This window comes from Bacillus silvicola (genome assembly GCF_050524305.1).
GTDB classification, from domain to species: Bacteria; Bacillota; Bacilli; order Bacillales; family Bacillaceae_G; genus Bacillus_A; species Bacillus_A cereus_AT.
Window position 1 is genome coordinate 1446133 of sequence record NZ_JBNGVC010000013.1, and the last position, 16020, is coordinate 1462152.

Here is a 16020-nt window from a genome sequence, read left to right on the forward strand (position 1 = left end):
TATACCCTAGTGGTAAGACCAATCTTTTTTTAGAAAAAGGAGCGATCGTTACATGTTAAATATAGAACAAATTAAAGAAATTATCCCGCACCGCTATCCATTCTTACTCGTTGATAAAATTTTGGAAGTAGAAGAAGGTAAGAAAGCGATCGGAATTAAAAATGTAACTGCGAACGAAGAATTCTTTAATGGACATTTTCCTGATTATGCAGTTATGCCAGGCGTGTTAATCGTAGAAGCATTAGCACAAGTTGGAGCAGTTGCTGTATTAAAGAAAGAAGAAAACCGCGGAAGACTTGCTTTCTTTGCAGGCATTGATAACTGTCGCTTCAAAAAACAAGTACGCCCCGGTGATCAACTTCGTCTAGAAGTAGAAATGACACGCGTACGTGGCCCAATTGGAAAAGGAAAAGCTATTGCAACAGTAGATGGTGAAGTTGCATGTGAAGCAGAAATTACTTTTGCGATTGGTGATAAAAAAGAATAGATAGAATAAAAAAACTTCTTGTATTTGTACAAGAAGTTTTTTTATTTACGATATATATCGATGTAAATGCAAAAATACAAACCAATTGGAATTACCATATTATATCTTTATCATTTATCTCTTTTTTGAGATAAATGATAAAGGTATAAAAGAAATGAGGCTATTGTCATATTGTTACGGACTTTATATAGGACAAAATAGAATGGTACTTGTTATGGTTAAATATGGGGAATAATGGACGGATTTAACAGTAGAAATAAATGTTAAATAAGCGTAATATATCGATTATGAATGAAATGGGCGTGTATATCGAGCATATAGAAATAGGGGGAACAGGTCGCACTTAAAAAAGGAGACTAGAACATGTTCGGGAGAAAGAAAAGAAAGCCATTAAAACAATTAATTACACATAAGGAGCCTAAATCGCGTATTGCAGAGCAATACCGTAACATTCGTACAAATATTGAATTTACATCTGTAGATAATCATATTCGTTCTATCGTTGTCACTTCAGCAGAGCCAGGTGACGGAAAAACCACGACAATTGCAAACTTAGCAGTTGTTTTCGGTCAACAAGGAAAGAAAGTTTTAGTAATCGGAGCTGACTTACGTAAGCCGACGATACAAAACTTATTTGCAATTCATAATTCAAATGGATTAACGAGCTTATTATCAGGACAAGCGAAATTAATGCAATGCATTCAAAAAACAGATGTAGAGAACGTATATTTAATGGCTGCAGGTCCAATACCACCAAACCCAGCGGAACTGTTAGGAAATCGAGTAATGGACGAGGTATTACTAGAAGCTTATAACATGTTTGATATTATTTTAATCGATACACCACCTGTCCTTGCGGTTACCGATGCCCAAATACTTGCGAACAAATGTGATGGAGTCATACTTGTCGTGCGCAGTGAACAAACAGAAAAAGATAATATAGTAAAAGCGAAACAAATTTTAGACAAGGCGTCTGGTAAACTGCTTGGTGTTGTACTAAATGACAAGAGAGAAGAAAAGGAACAATATGGATATTATTAGGAAAAATGTATAATATAATAATTTTCAAAGCCAATAAGTATTTTGTTGGCTTTTTTGAATTGTTTTAAAACTTTTTATTTGTTTATACAAAAAATATGATAAAATATAAATTTTGGAAATTTTATGGAATGTGTTGTCAAATTTAAGATTATTTTGTAAGATTATATATGTTTTCAAATAACAATCGTACGTAGATATTACTAAAATAAAAAAATGTAAGATTATATGTTATAATTTTTCTTATGTGCAAATTTTAGAAAGTTGGAGGAACTTATGGAAGAAACAATTAGTTTAAAAGAGTTATTTTATATCTTAAAAAAACGGTTAGCAATGATCCTCGTAATCGCCTTTGGTGCAGCTATTGTAAGTGCTATCATTAGCTTTTTCTTCATGACACCAATCTACCAATCTTCAACGCAAATTCTTGTGAATCAGAAGAAACAAGAGGGTGCGATGATTCAAGCTGGTGAAATTCAAACAAATATTCAATTAACGAATACATATAAGGTCATTATTAAAAGTCCAGTAGTCTTAGACCAAGTGAATGAAAAATTAAATTTAAATATGACTGCACAAGCTTTAACAGGAAAGATTAATGTTGCAAATGAAAAAGATTCCCAGGTCATTTCTATTACGGCAGAGGATAAAGATCCAAAAGTAGCGCGTGATATTGCAAATGCAACAGCAGATGTATTTAAAGGTGAAGTTGCAAAAATTATGAATGTAGATAACGTAACGGTATTATCGAAAGCGGAAGTTGGGGAAAATCAATCACCAATTAAACCACGTCCAATGTTAAACGTAGCAATTGCTTTCGTTATTGGCTTAATGGCTGCAGTTGGTCTTGCATTCTTACTAGAATACTTAGATAACACAGTGAAAAAAGAAGAAGATGTAGAAAATTTACTTGGCTTACCGGTGTTAGGTATTGTAGCACGTATGGATGAAGAAACAGCAAGCGTGAAATCACATGCTCCATCATCAAGAAAAGTGAGGGGACAGACAATTGGTTCTTAAAAGTTTATTTAAAAAGAAAAAAAATCATCGTCAACGTCGTCAACTAATTGCTCATCAACAACCGAAATCACCAATTTCAGAACAGTATCGTAATATTCGAACGAACATTGAGTTTGCATCTGTTGATAAAAATATACATTCATTAATGATAACGTCTGCGAACCCAAGTGAGGGGAAAACGACAACGACAGCGAATATGGCGGTTGTATTTGCTCAACAAGGAAAGAAAGTATTGTTAATTGATGCAGATATGCGTAAACCAGCGATGCATCAAATGTTCCAAGTTGATAATATTTTTGGACTCACGAATGTATTAACATATAGTGAACGTTTAGAGAAATGTGTACAAACGACAGCTGTAGATAATTTGCACTTTTTAGCGTGTGGTCCAATTCCGCCTAATCCAGCGGAATTGTTAGGTTCGAAATCGATGCAAGAACTTCTTGCTCAAGCGTATAGCATGTATGATTTAGTTATTTTTGATTTACCGCCAATTTTGGCTGTAACAGACGCGCAAATTATGGCGAATGTATGTGATGCATCTATTCTTGTCGTTCGTAGTGAATCGACAGAAAAGGAAACAGCGGTAAAGGCAAAAGGATTATTAGAATCTGCAAAAGGTAAATTGTTAGGCGTTGTTCTGAACGATCGTGAAAGCGAACAAGGCTCATATTATTACTACGGTGCAAACTAATTAAAAAGTGAGATATGGCAAGAACATATCTCCTTTTTTCCCTTGAATATGAGACATGTCTCATATTTAAGGGAAAAAAGATTTTTATACGAGAGGGAGGATGAGAAGAATGATTGATTTACATTGTCACATTTTACCTGGCATCGATGATGGTGCGCAAACCCTAACAGATAGTTTAGCGATGGCCCAAAAAGCTGTTCAAGAGGGAATTCACACAATTGTCGCTACACCACACCATCAAAATGGAAAATATGTAAATGAACGTACTTCTATTATTCATCAAGTGAAACAATTAAATGATGAACTACAACAAAACGAAATTCCATTGAAGATTTTACCAGGGCAAGAGGTCAGATTATATGGTGATTTATTAGAAGATTATGAAGCTGGTAAAATTGTTACTTTAAATGAAACAGATAAATACATATTGATTGAGTTTCCATCTAATCATGTACCTCGTTATGCAGAACAACTATTATATGAACTGCGTGTTAAAGGAATGATTCCAATTATCGTTCATCCGGAACGTAATGCCGAGTTAATCGAGCGACCGGATAAGTTATATAACCTTGTAAATAAAGGTGCATTAACACAAGTGACGGCAGGAAGTTTGTTGGGGAAGTTCGGCAAAAAGATAAAAAAATTCTCACTACAACTTGTCGAACATAATTTAACACATATGATCGCATCAGATGCACATAACACAACATCAAGGGGATTTCATTTAGCGGAAAGTTACGAATTAATCGAAAAAGAATTTGGAATGAACGTGATGAGTGATTTAAAAGAAAATCCGTATTTATTAATTAGCGGAAAAGTAATTTATAAAGAAGATCCAGAACAAATTCGTCGTAAAAAATTGTTTGGTATTTTTTAATTGAAGAGCTCTGGTGATGCCTCCTAACCGTTATCAATGGGGGCACTCGGTCGTGCTGTGGGTAGAAATTTTTATTTCGGACCTACCTTAGACGCTTGTCGTCGGGAGTATGGCGTGAGGATGGGTTAGATGCCCGTAATTTTATTTTTATTAGAAACTCTACCTATGGAGTTATAACTATGACTCTATAGGTAGGGTTTTTATTGTTGTTACATATAAATAAATAGATAAATGAAATTGGGAGGAATAGAATTGAAAAAAGTAAGAAAGGCGATTATTCCAGCAGCTGGTCTTGGGACAAGATTTTTACCAGCGACGAAAGCGATGCCGAAAGAAATGTTACCTATCGTTGATAAACCGACGATTCAGTACATTGTAGAAGAAGCAATTGAATCTGGAATTGAAGATATTATTATTGTAACTGGAAAAGGAAAACGCGCAATTGAAGATCATTTTGACCATTCTTTTGAATTAGAACAAAACCTTTTAGAAAAAGGGAAATATGAAATGCTTGAAAAAGTACAAGCTTCTTCAAAAATTAATATCCATTACATAAGACAGAAAGAGCCAAAAGGTTTAGGGCATGCAGTATGGTGTGCACGTAAATTTATTGGAAATGAGCCTTTTGCGGTATTGCTTGGTGACGATATTGTACAAGCGGATACACCATGTTTACGACAGCTAATGAATGAGTGCGAGGCAACACATTCATCTGTCATTGGTGTACAAACGGTACCGGAAAATGAAACACATCGTTACGGAATTATTGATCCAATCACGCAAAATGGTCGTCAATATCAAGTACGTCAATTTGTTGAAAAACCTGCGCAAGGCACAGCACCATCGAATTTAGCAATTATGGGGCGTTACGTATTAACACCGGAGATCTTTATGTTCCTTGAGGATCAACAAACAGGTGCGGGTGGAGAGATTCAATTAACAGATGCGATTCAACGTTTAAATGAAATTCAACGTGTGTTTGCTTATGATTTTGAAGGGATTCGCTACGATGTTGGGGAGAAGTTCGGGTTTATTAAGACGACAATTGAAATGGCACTGCAACATAAAGAATTAAAAGAACAACTCATGGAATATATGAATGAACTAGTACATAAAGAAGTAATCAAATAATTTTAAGGGAGAGGGAATATGAAGACTGGTGAAAATATGGCGAGGGAGTATCGGGTTACATCTGATACTCAAACTATTCAAGTAGAAAGTAATCAATCTAAAATCTATTTAGGAATTAAGTATTTATTAGATGTTATGTTTTCTTTAGTAGGATTAATAGTATTAATGCCTGTTATATTGATATTTAGTATACTTATTGTTTTAGAATCTCCAGGGTCCCCTTTTTATCTGCAAGAAAGATTAGGAGTGAACGGGAAGAGATTTAAAGTTATTAAATTACGCTCCATGCGAAATGATGCGGAAAAAAATGGGGCAAAGTGGGCAGAAAAGAATGATCCACGTGTTACAAAAATAGGATTATTTATTCGTAAAACAAGAATTGATGAACTACCACAATTATTTAATATTTTAAAAGGTGATATGTCTCTTGTGGGACCAAGACCAGAAAGACCAATATTTACTGAGAAATTTGAAAGAGATATACCTGGGTTTAAGAAAAGATTAGAGGTCAAACCAGGATTGACTGGGTGGGCACAAGTAAATGGCGGTTATGAAATCACGCCGAAAGAAAAGTTAGAGTTGGATATTTATTATATTAACCACGCTAGTATCTTGTTAGATTTAAAGATTATTATAAAAACTGTTAAAGTTGTAGTTACTGGTGATGGTGCTAGGTAAAAAAGGAGGTAATATAAGTGATAAGAATGTTCATTTCCGAATATGAAAGGACATTAAGGTTTTTTTCTTACCTTATATTAATTGTTTTAGTTGGCTTATTATCTCAAAAGATGATTTTGAGCGGTATATTTATATTACTTTGTATTTTACCGATTGTTGCATTTATATTTTTTAAAAATCCCTTTTTGGTATTAGGGTTACTGCTTCCTCTGGAATCTATGTATATAATTCCTATAAGCGTAACTAAAGTAGTTAAAATACTTGTATTAATAGCCTTTATTTTTACTATACTTTATAAATATAGAGAACGGTTGAAAGGTATAAAAGAGTATCACAAATCTGGTTATAGCTATGTGATGGTGCTATTTTCTTTATTGGGTATATTGAGTTCTTTACTAAGTGATTCTATATTCCAAAGCCTGTTAAAGGTATTTCAATATATACTCATATTTTTATGTTATGCTGTTTTATTACAAATAAAATTTAATAAGAAAGAGATTAGAGAGATTTGCAACTATTTTATTTTAGGGATGGTTTTGTCCTCCTTCATTGGTTTGTTACAAAAATTCACTAATATTTCTTGGCTATGGTCTCAATCTGTAATAGATTCTTCAACTGGTGCAGGTCGAATTACAGCCTTTTTTAATAATACTAATGGGTATGGCGGATACCTATGTATTGGTTTAATAATACTGTTGGGTAATTTACTATTAGAAAAAAATAAAATAAAAAGCATCTTGTTTCAAATTTCTATTTGTCTTCTACTTCTCACAAACCTTGTATTTACAGATTCAGAAGGATCTATAATTTCATTTGTAATATCTACACTTGTTATATTACTTTATAAGGTCATAGATGTAAGAAAAGTTTTCATTGTAGTATTACCAAGTATAATATTTATGTTGCTATTAAGTTTTAATATTATTAATACTGGCTTTTCGCAATTATTAGTTGAAAAATTGGTAGAACAAGGAAGGTGGATTTTGTGGGAGGGTGCTATAAAGATTTTCTTGGATAATCCATTTCATGGGATAGGATTTTATCAATTTCCAGAGGTCTTAAAAGAGTATGGGATATATTCCGCATACGGAGCGGCTTGGCCACACCCACATAATTTATTCTTAGATTTAATTGTTACATTGGGGATATTAGGAAGCGTAATTTTTATAATGTTATTAGTTGTCATCATAAAACATGTACTAACGATGAAAAGGGATATTTGGTTTAATAATCATTTTAAATTGATCTCTTTAGCGATTATAATAGGTGCCTTTATACATGATTTGATAGACGGTGGGTTTTTATGGGGAACTAGTTCCTGTGCTACATTATTGTGGATAATAGTTGGAATTGTTGAAGAATAGATAAAATAATGAAAGAAGGCCAGGAATGAAGTTAATGTCTACATCTTTAATCATGTTATTGATTTCTGTATTTAGTGCTATTTTAGGACTTCTAAGAGAGACTTTATTAGCTAAGTACTTTGGTATATCAAGGGAAATGGAAGCCTTCGTTATTGCTTCCTTCCTTCCACTTGTTGTTTTACCGGCAATTGGAAAGGCGCTTACAACATCTTTTATACCTGTTTATCTAAACTTAAAAGAGGAATCAGAACCAAAGGCTTTAAAGTTTTATGAACAAGTTAAAAAATGTATATTATTTTTAGGTATAGTATCGATGATTGTGTTAGGTATTGGATCAATCTTGTATGTATATGGAATAGGTGAGTTTCAAAATTCAGGTATGAATGATTTGCTATTATATATGATATTAATATTATTACCTACAATATTGATGTTTAATATACATGGCATTGAGAGAGGGAGACATCAAGCTGAAAATAGTTATTTGTTACCCTCTATTTCTAATTTATTTATTAATGTATTTTTTATTGTATCCATTATTTTTGGGGCCTATTATAATGACATACGCTACTTATGTTATGGATTATTAGTAGCAAGTTTTTCTCAAATGTATCTTCTTTTAAAAGCAAAGAGAACTAGATTGCATACTACAGTTGGGGAGCGATGGTGGAAATCACAAGATATTAGGAGTTTTTGGAGTTTTTTCTTCCCAGCTATTCTTTCGAGTATAGCACCAACAATACCGATGCTATTGGCAAGGTTTTTAACAGGGAATTTTAGAGAAGGGGCTTTAGTTAGTCTGAATTATGCCTTTACAATAGCTAGTTTACCTATCTTGTTGTTAGCAATGTCATCTTTTTCTATTTTATATACATTATTCAATAAAAGTTTTGTAGCTAAAGAATTTAAAAAGATTGGAATTCAACTTAATAATAGTATAGGTTTCTTAACAATAGTATTAATTCCCTCAACTGTTTTTGTAATCTATTTTAGTGAAGAGATAATAAGGATTTTGTTTGAACGTGGAGCCTTTGACAAACGAGCAACGTTGTTAACGGCATCATCTTTGAATATTTTTATATTGGGATTATATCCGACAGCAATTCGTGAGTTATTACTTCGATTTTGTTTTGCTACGTCTAATAAAAGAACGCCGTTTATATCAAGTGTTATATTACTGATAACTAGCATGGTTTTTACAGTTCTCTTTTGTTTAAAATTTAATCAATTTGGTGTACCATGGGCTATTTTTATAGCAAATATAATTACGGTAGTTTATATGTTTACAAAGAATAAAGAATATATGAATTATAGTTTGATATGGCCATTAATAAAAAAAATAATATTTATTTTGACGATTTCTATATTGAATATTCTGTTAGTTAAGAAATTAATAGAGAATAGTTGGCTTTTAAATTCTAGATCAATAACCATTTTAGTATGTTCGATGCTTCTATACTTCATTTTTTATATAGTTAGCCTTTGCATATTTAAAAATAGAGAAATGATGTTAATATTGAAAACCTCCCGATTGAAAATTAGGAAGAAATAATATTTTTAGGGGAATAGGAGGTTTATAACAAAGAGGTAGATAATTTTTATAGAGAAGGTGTTTCGGATTGGAAAATATATTACTTGAATATAAAAGAGGTAAAATTAAAACAAATTTAAAGGTTGAGAATACAGAGAGGTTTTTTATTTTTCCATCAAAGATAGATAATCAACAATTATATACAACGTCTTCTGATGAATTTTTTAAGGATAACGATAATCAATTTATTAATTATGATTTAAAAAAACAGAGAATAATAATCAACAACAGTTGGTATGGAGAATATCCTTTATTTTATTATCATGATAAGGACTTAATATTAATTGATTGTAATTTAATAGAGCTTGTAAAGACGATTCAGAAAAAGAATATTAAGCTAGAACTCGACCGAACTGCATTTTTTGAAGAATGTATAATAGATAATCCGTTAAGAGATCGAACTTTATTTAAGAACGTATATAAATGTATGGCTGGTGAAGAAATTTCTTTTGACTTGGAAAAATTTGATATTAGGAAAGAAAGAGTATTCAAATTGCAGTTTAATGATAATCACTCTGAAAAAAATGAAGAGTTATATTTAAGGGATGCAAAAGATATATTAGGGAGTTTATTTGATAAATATGAAGAAGAACTATTACATTGTCAAGAGGAAGATGTTTTAATACCTCTAAGTGGTGGGTATGATTCAAGACTATTAGCTAGCCTTGCTAAAAGAAAAGGATTTAAATTCAATAGCTTAGTGTTCGGACCGAGTCATTCTAATGAGATAACGGTGGCAAGAAAAGTAGCCGGTGAGTTGAATTTAAAATTAAATGTTGAAGAGCTTCGCAATAGTTATTATGAAAAATATGGGGAAGAAGTTGTTGGATTAACCGGTGGATTAAGTAGCCCAATGCATTGTCACTTATATTCTGTCATGCAAGAAAAACAAATTTCACCTAAGTATATTATTCATGGATTTTTAGGTGGAGAGTTTGCTGGCGCAAATCAAACTAAAATTGCGAAAAATTTTTCCATGACAAAAGAAGAAGCCATAGAAGATGTAATAAATAGGAGATTTAAAGGTCATACACTTTGGGCTCAGATTGATACAAAAGAAAAAGAAGAAATAATTAATGATGTGAAGAAATTAGCCGAAGATTGTTGCCAGATTAATTTACCTTGCCATTTAGATGAATATATTAGGAATGTGGATAGGCAAAATTCCTTGATAGCTAATATTTTTGCACCATTAGAGAAGGAATCTAGAATAATTAGGCCATTTGCGTCTAAGGATTATGCAAAATTCTTTAATGGACTACCATATGAATTAAGAGAAAATAGATATCTTTATAAAAAAGCCTCATTAGATTTATTTCCTGAAACCTTTGGGATTCCTGATCAGAAACTCCCTTCAAATATACCGATACCAAAACAACTTCAGCCTAAGTTCAGAAAACTATTTTTAGGTGCTTTCGTTTTAAGTTATTTAGTATCTAAGGGGAAAATACAAATAGGAAAATCTATGGTATATGAGAAGCACCACGAGTTATTAGATAATGAACTAAAAGATGTTTTAAATAAGTCTATAGAATTTTCAACAGAGTATACAGGAATAGATTTTTATAAGTATGCAAAACCGTCATATGTCCGTTTTAAAGAAACGTTAGTACCTTTTCGTTTGATTACATTATATTATTTACAGGAATATTTTAGAGCTTAAAATACATTTATAGGGTATAGCTTTAAAAATATTGATAAATATGTTAGAGGAGAATTTATATGGAAAATAATAAAGTTGCTGGAAACTCACTGATATCAATAATTATTCCTACGTATAATGCAGAAAAATTCATATTACATACAATTAATTCTGTAAAAGCACAAACATATAAAGAATGGGAAATTATTATAATTGATGATTGCTCTTCTGATAATACAATGAAAATAATTGAAGAACAGGGAGAGATTGATGAAAGAATTAGAATAATAAAACTAGAACAAAATAGCGGAGCTGCAATTGCTAGAAATACTGGCATTAATCATGCAAAGGGAAGATATGTAGCTTTCTTGGATAGTGATGATTTATGGCTACCAGAAAAACTAGAAAAACAATTAGCTTTTATGCAGAATAACGATATAGCCTTTTCATTTACGAGTTATCAAATTATGAATCAAGATGGTACTCTCACTGATAAGATTGTGCATGTCCCAGAGAAAATTAATTATAATGGATTATTAAAAAATACAATAATCGGCTGTTTAACGGTTATGTTGGATATTGAGAAGTTAGGAAAAGTACAAATGCCTAACATTAGAACCCGTCAGGATACTGCAACATGGCTGAAAATATTGAAACAGGGTCATTATGCCTATGGCTTAGATGAAGTTTTATCTAAGTATAGAAAAGTTGAAAACTCTATTTCTAGTAAAAAATTTAAAATGGCTAAAATGAACTGGAAATTATATAGAGAAATTGAAGGATTAAGTATTTTGAAATCCGCTTGGTGTTTTGGGAATTACGCATTAAATGGAGTTGTAAAGCATTTTGTTAAATAAATTTTAAAAGTCTTTTCTCAAAAAGGCTTTTTTTATTGTTAATAACTAAGGAGGATATAAAATGAATATTGCTATTTTTGGTACAGGTTATGTAGGGCTAGTAACAGGAGTGTGTTTATCGGATATTGGGCATCGTGTAACATGTATTGATATCGATGAAAATAAGGTTGCAAAAATGAAAGACGGTATTTCGCCGATATATGAACCTGGTTTAGATGAATTGATGAGTAAAAATATTAAAGAAAATAGATTGTTATTTACAACGGATTGTCGTCAAGGAATTGAAGAAGCAGATGTTATTTATATAGCAGTAGGTACACCACAGCAAGCAGACGGTTCAGCTAATTTACGATATATTGAGCAAGTTGCATTGGATATTGCTAATAATCTTAAAAAAGATTCGATTGTAGTAATTAAAAGTACAGTTCCAGTTGGCACAAATGATCATGTTAAAAATTTAATTCAGCAAAATTTAAAAGCAGATGTGAAAATTAGTATGGTATCGAATCCAGAATTTTTAAGAGAGGGTTCTGCAATTCACGATAGTTTTTATGGAGATCGTATAGTTGTTGGGGCTGATGATGCCAAAACTGCAGATGTTATGGAAGAAGTGAATAAACCTTTTAATGTGCCTGTTTTTAAAACAACAATTAGAAGTTCAGAAATGATTAAATACGCAGCAAATGCTTTCTTAGCTACAAAAATTAGCTTTATTAATGAAATTGCAAATATTTGCGAGAAGTTGGATGCAGATGTTGAGCATGTGGCCAATGGTATGGGGTTAGATAAAAGAATTGGTACACAATTTTTAAAAGCAGGTATTGGATATGGTGGCTCTTGTTTCCCAAAAGATACACATGCTTTAATACAAATCGCTGGTAATGTAGAACATGATTTTGATTTATTAAAATCGGTTATTACAGTAAATAATAATCAACAGGCATCTCTAGTTGAAAAAGTAAAAAGTGTATTGGGTGATATGGAAGGAAAACATGTTGCTATGCTTGGTTTAGCTTTTAAACCAAATACAGATGACATGAGAGAGGCTGCATCTATTGTTATTGCTAAAGAATTAGTAGAATTAGGTGCAAAAGTTGTAGCTTATGATCCAATTGCAATTGAAAATGCGAAAAAAGTACTACCTAGTGAAGTAGTATATGCTTCTTCTGTTGAAGCGGCTATTACAAATGCAGATGTAGCACTTATTGTAACCGAATGGGATGATATAAAAACATTTTCAATTGAACAGTACATTGAATTAATGAAAGAACCTATTATCTTTGATGGACGTAATTGCCATGGTTTAGATTATATTCAAGAATTTGATGTGGATTATTATTCAGTGGGGAGACCTGCAATAGTTCGTGAGAAAGCCCTTGTATAATATATTGCTTTGGGCATAGGACACGCTAGATTTATATAAGTATTTAGTCCGACTACCTTTAAAGGATAGTCGGATTTATTTTTATGTGATTCATGTAATATAAAAATATATAGTTTTAAAATGGATTAGTAAAATAGGAGGGTTGTAATTATGGCAATACTTGTAACAGGTGGAGCAGGATATATTGGTAGTCATACATGCGTAGAATTACTAAATAACGGTTACGAAATTATAGTAGTAGATAATCTTTCGAATAGCTCAGTAGAGTCTATAAATCGAGTGAAAGAGATAACAGGAAAACAGTTTAAGTTTTATAAAGAAGATATTTTAAATCGCGAAGCACTGGATACGATTTTTGAAGAAAATACAATTGAAGCGGTTATTCACTTTGCAGGTTTTAAGGCTGTAGGGGAGTCAGTAGCGATTCCATTAACATATTATCATAACAACATTACAAGCACGTTAGTGCTATGTGAAGTAATGCAGAGACATAATGTGAAAAAGATGATCTTTAGTTCATCAGCAACGGTATATGGTATCCCGGAAACGTCACCGATTACGGAGGAGTTTCCATTAAGTGCAACAAATCCATATGGTCAAACAAAATTAATGATTGAGCAAATTATGCGTGATGTAGCATTTGCGGATGCAGGATGGAGTATTGCATTACTTCGTTACTTCAACCCATTTGGCGCACATGAAAGTGGGCGTATTGGAGAAGATCCAAATGGAATTCCAAATAACTTAATGCCATATGTAACACAAGTAGCGGTAGGGAAGTTAAAGGAATTAAGTGTATTTGGAAATGACTATCCAACGAAAGATGGCACGGGTATTCGTGATTATATTCATGTTGTAGACTTAGCAAATGGTCACGTCAAGGCGCTTGAGAAAGTATTGGATACAACAGGAGTAGATGCTTATAACCTGGGAACAGGTACGGGTTATAGTGTATTGGAGATGGTTGAAGTATTTGAAAAAGTTTCAGGCAAGAAAGTCCTTTATAAAATTACAGAGCGTCGCCCAGGTGATGTGGCAGTATGTTTTGCTGATGCATCGAAAGCAAAGCGTGAATTAGGCTGGGAGGCAACACGTGGGTTAAAAGAGATGTGTGCAGATTCTTGGAGATGGCAGTCGGAGAATAAGAATGGATATCAAAAAATTAATAACTAGGGATTTGTTGTAGGGTGCTAAAACTTCCATTGAGTTATCGATATAATTTGGCTTAAAAATCGAATTACATGTATAATATATTTTATATTTTGTAGTCATAATAATTTGATAGCGGTAACTGAAGAAAGAAGGTTAAAAGCATGAAAAAGAAAATCTTATTTTGGATATTAGGAATTATAGGGGTACTAATTATAGGTGGAGGAGTCTATGCTTATAATATATATTCTTCTGTTTCCAAAACATTAGATGAGGTTCATAAGCCTTTAAAACGTGACGAGAATAATAAACAAGAAGAAAAAATTAATAAGTCTGAACCAGTTTCAATCCTATTATTAGGTGCAGATGAACGTGGTGAAGATAAAGGTCGTTCAGATTCTTTAATGGTTATTACTTTAAACCCTAAAAATAATTCAATGAAAACAGTAAGTATCCCTCGTGATACATATACAGAAATCGTTGGAAAAGGGAAAAGTGATAAAATCAACCATGCGTATGCATTCGGTGGTGTAGACATGTCTGTAGCGACAGTAGAAAAATTCTTAAATATTCCTATCAATTACTATATTGAAGTGAACATGGAAGGATTTAAAGATATTGTCGATGCAGTAGGCGGTGTAGATGTTAATAATGATTTAGAGTTCTCTCTAGAAGGAAAGCACTTCCAAAAGGGAAATATCCACTTAACAGGTGACCAAGCCCTAGCATTCACACGTATGCGTAAAGAAGATCCAAGAGGCGACTTCGGACGTCAAATGCGTCAACGTCAAGTGATGCAGGCAGTTATTAAGAAAGGCGCAAGCTTCTCTTCTTTAACAAGTTATGGTGATGTATTAACAGCGATTCAAAAGAATGTGAAAACAAACTTAACGCAAGATCAAATGTTTGATATGCAGAAGAACTATAAAAATTGCTTGGAGAATAGCGAAGAAATCCAAATCCCAGGTGACGGACATAAAGCGGCTGATGGCATTTGGTACTACTACGTTCCAGACGCAGCAAAACAAGATTTAACGAATAAGTTAAAAGCACATCTTGAATTGACTAAGTAATATGTAATAACCCAACTCCTTTGGAAGGAGTTGGGTTTATTTTTGCGTAGGTTTATATTAGTATTATATTATGAGATTAATAGATGAGGTGAATCGATGAATAAGAAAGCAGTACTGGTCCTATTTATTTTTGTATTGTTTATCGCTTCAGTTGTGAGCGGTAAACTATATTGGAATAAGAAGATTGCGAATGCAACGGGACAAACGAGTGAAGTAATGAAAATAAAGGCTGAAGTGAAAGATAGCGGAGCGAAGAAAGAAGAGAAAAAACAAGCAAAGTCATCTTTTAATGAAGCATACGCAAAGAACTTGCCAGATGCAGTAAAAGAGAAATTAAAGAAAGCTGCGGCTGATAAGAAGGCAGTAAATCTTGTTATTGTTGGTGATGAAGCTTCTTCATCTGAAAAAGATGCTTGGGTAGCTAAGTTCACTGCTAATTTAGAGGCTTCTTACGGTAAAGGTTTATGGAATGTGACAGTAAAGGAATATAAGGGTGAAAGCACAGAGGAGTTAATTGCGAATAAGCGTGATAAAGAGATTGCGAAAGAGAATCCAGATGTAATTTTATTTGAGCCGCCATTTATTACGGATAATGGTAAAAATGGTAATGGAAACTCTGTAGTAAATACACAGAAGTTCGTTCAAGCACTTTCTACTAGTGCAAAGGGTGCTACGATCATGATTCAACCATCAAACCCAGTGTACGGTGCTAAGAATTATCCGAAAGCAATTGAAGCATTAAAACAATTTGCGACGCAAAATAATTATACATATATTGATCATTGGGGAGCATGGCCGGATGCAACAACAAAGGCTATCTTACCATACTTACAAGAAGAATTTGGTTTCCCAAGTGCTAAAGGGCATGGAGTTTGGGCACAATATGTAACGGATTATTTTGTTGCTAAATAACGGTTTAATTGAGGAAGGAAATTATTTGTTTTTAAATAGGCAAAATAATTTCCTTTTTTTTTTATTAAATGGAGTAACATTTAATTTAAGTGAAGCAGATATTAATAGTTACAAATACATAAG

The 16020-nt window shown here is 32.6% G+C and carries 15 protein-coding genes; all 15 read left to right on the forward strand.

Annotated features, from left to right (window positions below; genetic code table 11):
- The first annotated feature begins 52 nt into the window (after window positions 1-52).
- Window positions 53-487, forward strand: a complete 435-nt coding sequence (fabZ, locus tag ACP6L7_RS29540; protein ID WP_074532622.1) for a 3-hydroxyacyl-ACP dehydratase FabZ — start codon at window positions 53-55, stop codon at window positions 485-487.
- Window positions 488-850: 363 nt separating this feature from the next.
- A complete protein-coding gene (locus ACP6L7_RS29545; RefSeq protein ID WP_430529553.1) occupies window positions 851-1528 on the forward strand; it encodes a CpsD/CapB family tyrosine-protein kinase in 678 nt (225 codons plus the stop codon).
- A 273-nt stretch (window positions 1529-1801) separates the two neighbouring features.
- On the forward strand, window positions 1802-2545 hold the full coding sequence (locus ACP6L7_RS29550) for a YveK family protein (protein ID WP_430529554.1): 744 nt from the start codon (window positions 1802-1804) through the stop codon (window positions 2543-2545).
- Window positions 2535-3239, forward strand: a complete 705-nt coding sequence (locus ACP6L7_RS29555) for a CpsD/CapB family tyrosine-protein kinase (RefSeq protein ID WP_430529555.1) — start codon at window positions 2535-2537, stop codon at window positions 3237-3239. Before ACP6L7_RS29550 ends, ACP6L7_RS29555 begins: the two co-directional genes overlap by 11 nt.
- A 109-nt stretch (window positions 3240-3348) precedes the next feature.
- A complete protein-coding gene (locus tag ACP6L7_RS29560) occupies window positions 3349-4116 on the forward strand; it encodes a tyrosine-protein phosphatase (RefSeq protein ID WP_430529556.1) in 768 nt (255 codons plus the stop codon).
- A 252-nt stretch (window positions 4117-4368) separates the two neighbouring features.
- Complete coding sequence (galU, locus tag ACP6L7_RS29565; RefSeq protein WP_430529557.1) at window positions 4369-5247, forward strand: UTP--glucose-1-phosphate uridylyltransferase GalU; 879 nt, start codon at window positions 4369-4371, stop codon at window positions 5245-5247.
- Between the two features lie 18 nt (window positions 5248-5265).
- Entirely contained in the window at window positions 5266-5925 is a 660-nt protein-coding gene (locus ACP6L7_RS29570; RefSeq protein WP_430529558.1) for a sugar transferase, read from the forward strand.
- 26 nt (window positions 5926-5951) lie between these two features.
- Window positions 5952-7289: an O-antigen ligase family protein gene (locus ACP6L7_RS29575; RefSeq protein WP_430529646.1), complete on the forward strand. Its 1338-nt coding sequence runs from the start codon at window positions 5952-5954 to the stop codon at window positions 7287-7289.
- Window positions 7290-7314: 25 nt separating this feature from the next.
- Entirely contained in the window at window positions 7315-8841 is a 1527-nt protein-coding gene (gene murJ, locus ACP6L7_RS29580; protein WP_430529559.1) for a murein biosynthesis integral membrane protein MurJ, read from the forward strand.
- 67 nt (window positions 8842-8908) lie between these two features.
- Window positions 8909-10543 (forward strand): asparagine synthetase B family protein, encoded by a 1635-nt coding sequence (locus tag ACP6L7_RS29585; protein ID WP_430529560.1) that lies wholly within the window; start codon window positions 8909-8911, stop codon window positions 10541-10543.
- Between the two features lie 59 nt (window positions 10544-10602).
- Entirely contained in the window at window positions 10603-11379 is a 777-nt protein-coding gene (locus ACP6L7_RS29590) for a glycosyltransferase family 2 protein (protein WP_430529561.1), read from the forward strand.
- A gap of 61 nt (window positions 11380-11440) precedes the next feature.
- Window positions 11441-12763, forward strand: a complete 1323-nt coding sequence (locus tag ACP6L7_RS29595) for a UDP-glucose dehydrogenase family protein (protein WP_430529562.1) — start codon at window positions 11441-11443, stop codon at window positions 12761-12763.
- A gap of 150 nt (window positions 12764-12913) precedes the next feature.
- The gene (galE, locus tag ACP6L7_RS29600) at window positions 12914-13936 is read left to right on the forward strand and encodes a UDP-glucose 4-epimerase GalE (protein ID WP_430529563.1); all 1023 of its coding nucleotides are present in this window, start codon (window positions 12914-12916) and stop codon (window positions 13934-13936) included.
- Between the two features lie 140 nt (window positions 13937-14076).
- The gene (gene tagU, locus ACP6L7_RS29605) at window positions 14077-14985 is read left to right on the forward strand and encodes a polyisoprenyl-teichoic acid--peptidoglycan teichoic acid transferase TagU (RefSeq protein WP_489686866.1); all 909 of its coding nucleotides are present in this window, start codon (window positions 14077-14079) and stop codon (window positions 14983-14985) included.
- Window positions 14986-15081: 96 nt separating this feature from the next.
- Complete coding sequence (locus ACP6L7_RS29610) at window positions 15082-15897, forward strand: SGNH/GDSL hydrolase family protein (protein ID WP_430529564.1); 816 nt, start codon at window positions 15082-15084, stop codon at window positions 15895-15897.
- Window positions 15898-16020: the final 123 nt, after the last annotated feature.

Bases quoted from the DNA above. Each gene is read 5' to 3' on its own strand.
- ACP6L7_RS29550 (WP_430529554.1), top strand. From the start codon at position 1,802: ATGGAAGAAACAATTAGTTTAAAAGAGTTATTTTATATCTTAAAAAAA.
- galE (WP_430529563.1), top strand. From the start codon at position 12,914: ATGGCAATACTTGTAACAGGTGGAGCAGGATATATTGGTAGTCATACA.
- ACP6L7_RS29560 (WP_430529556.1), top strand. From the start codon at position 3,349: ATGATTGATTTACATTGTCACATTTTACCTGGCATCGATGATGGTGCG.
- ACP6L7_RS29590 (WP_430529561.1), top strand. From the start codon at position 10,603: ATGGAAAATAATAAAGTTGCTGGAAACTCACTGATATCAATAATTATT.
- ACP6L7_RS29610 (WP_430529564.1), top strand. From the start codon at position 15,082: ATGAATAAGAAAGCAGTACTGGTCCTATTTATTTTTGTATTGTTTATC.
- tagU (WP_489686866.1), top strand. From the start codon at position 14,077: ATGAAAAAGAAAATCTTATTTTGGATATTAGGAATTATAGGGGTACTA.
- murJ (WP_430529559.1), top strand. From the start codon at position 7,315: ATGAAGTTAATGTCTACATCTTTAATCATGTTATTGATTTCTGTATTT.
- ACP6L7_RS29570 (WP_430529558.1), top strand. From the start codon at position 5,266: ATGAAGACTGGTGAAAATATGGCGAGGGAGTATCGGGTTACATCTGAT.
- fabZ (WP_074532622.1), top strand. From the start codon at position 53: ATGTTAAATATAGAACAAATTAAAGAAATTATCCCGCACCGCTATCCA.
- ACP6L7_RS29545 (WP_430529553.1), top strand. From the start codon at position 851: ATGTTCGGGAGAAAGAAAAGAAAGCCATTAAAACAATTAATTACACAT.
- ACP6L7_RS29595 (WP_430529562.1), top strand. From the start codon at position 11,441: ATGAATATTGCTATTTTTGGTACAGGTTATGTAGGGCTAGTAACAGGA.
- ACP6L7_RS29575 (WP_430529646.1), top strand. From the start codon at position 5,952: ATGTTCATTTCCGAATATGAAAGGACATTAAGGTTTTTTTCTTACCTT.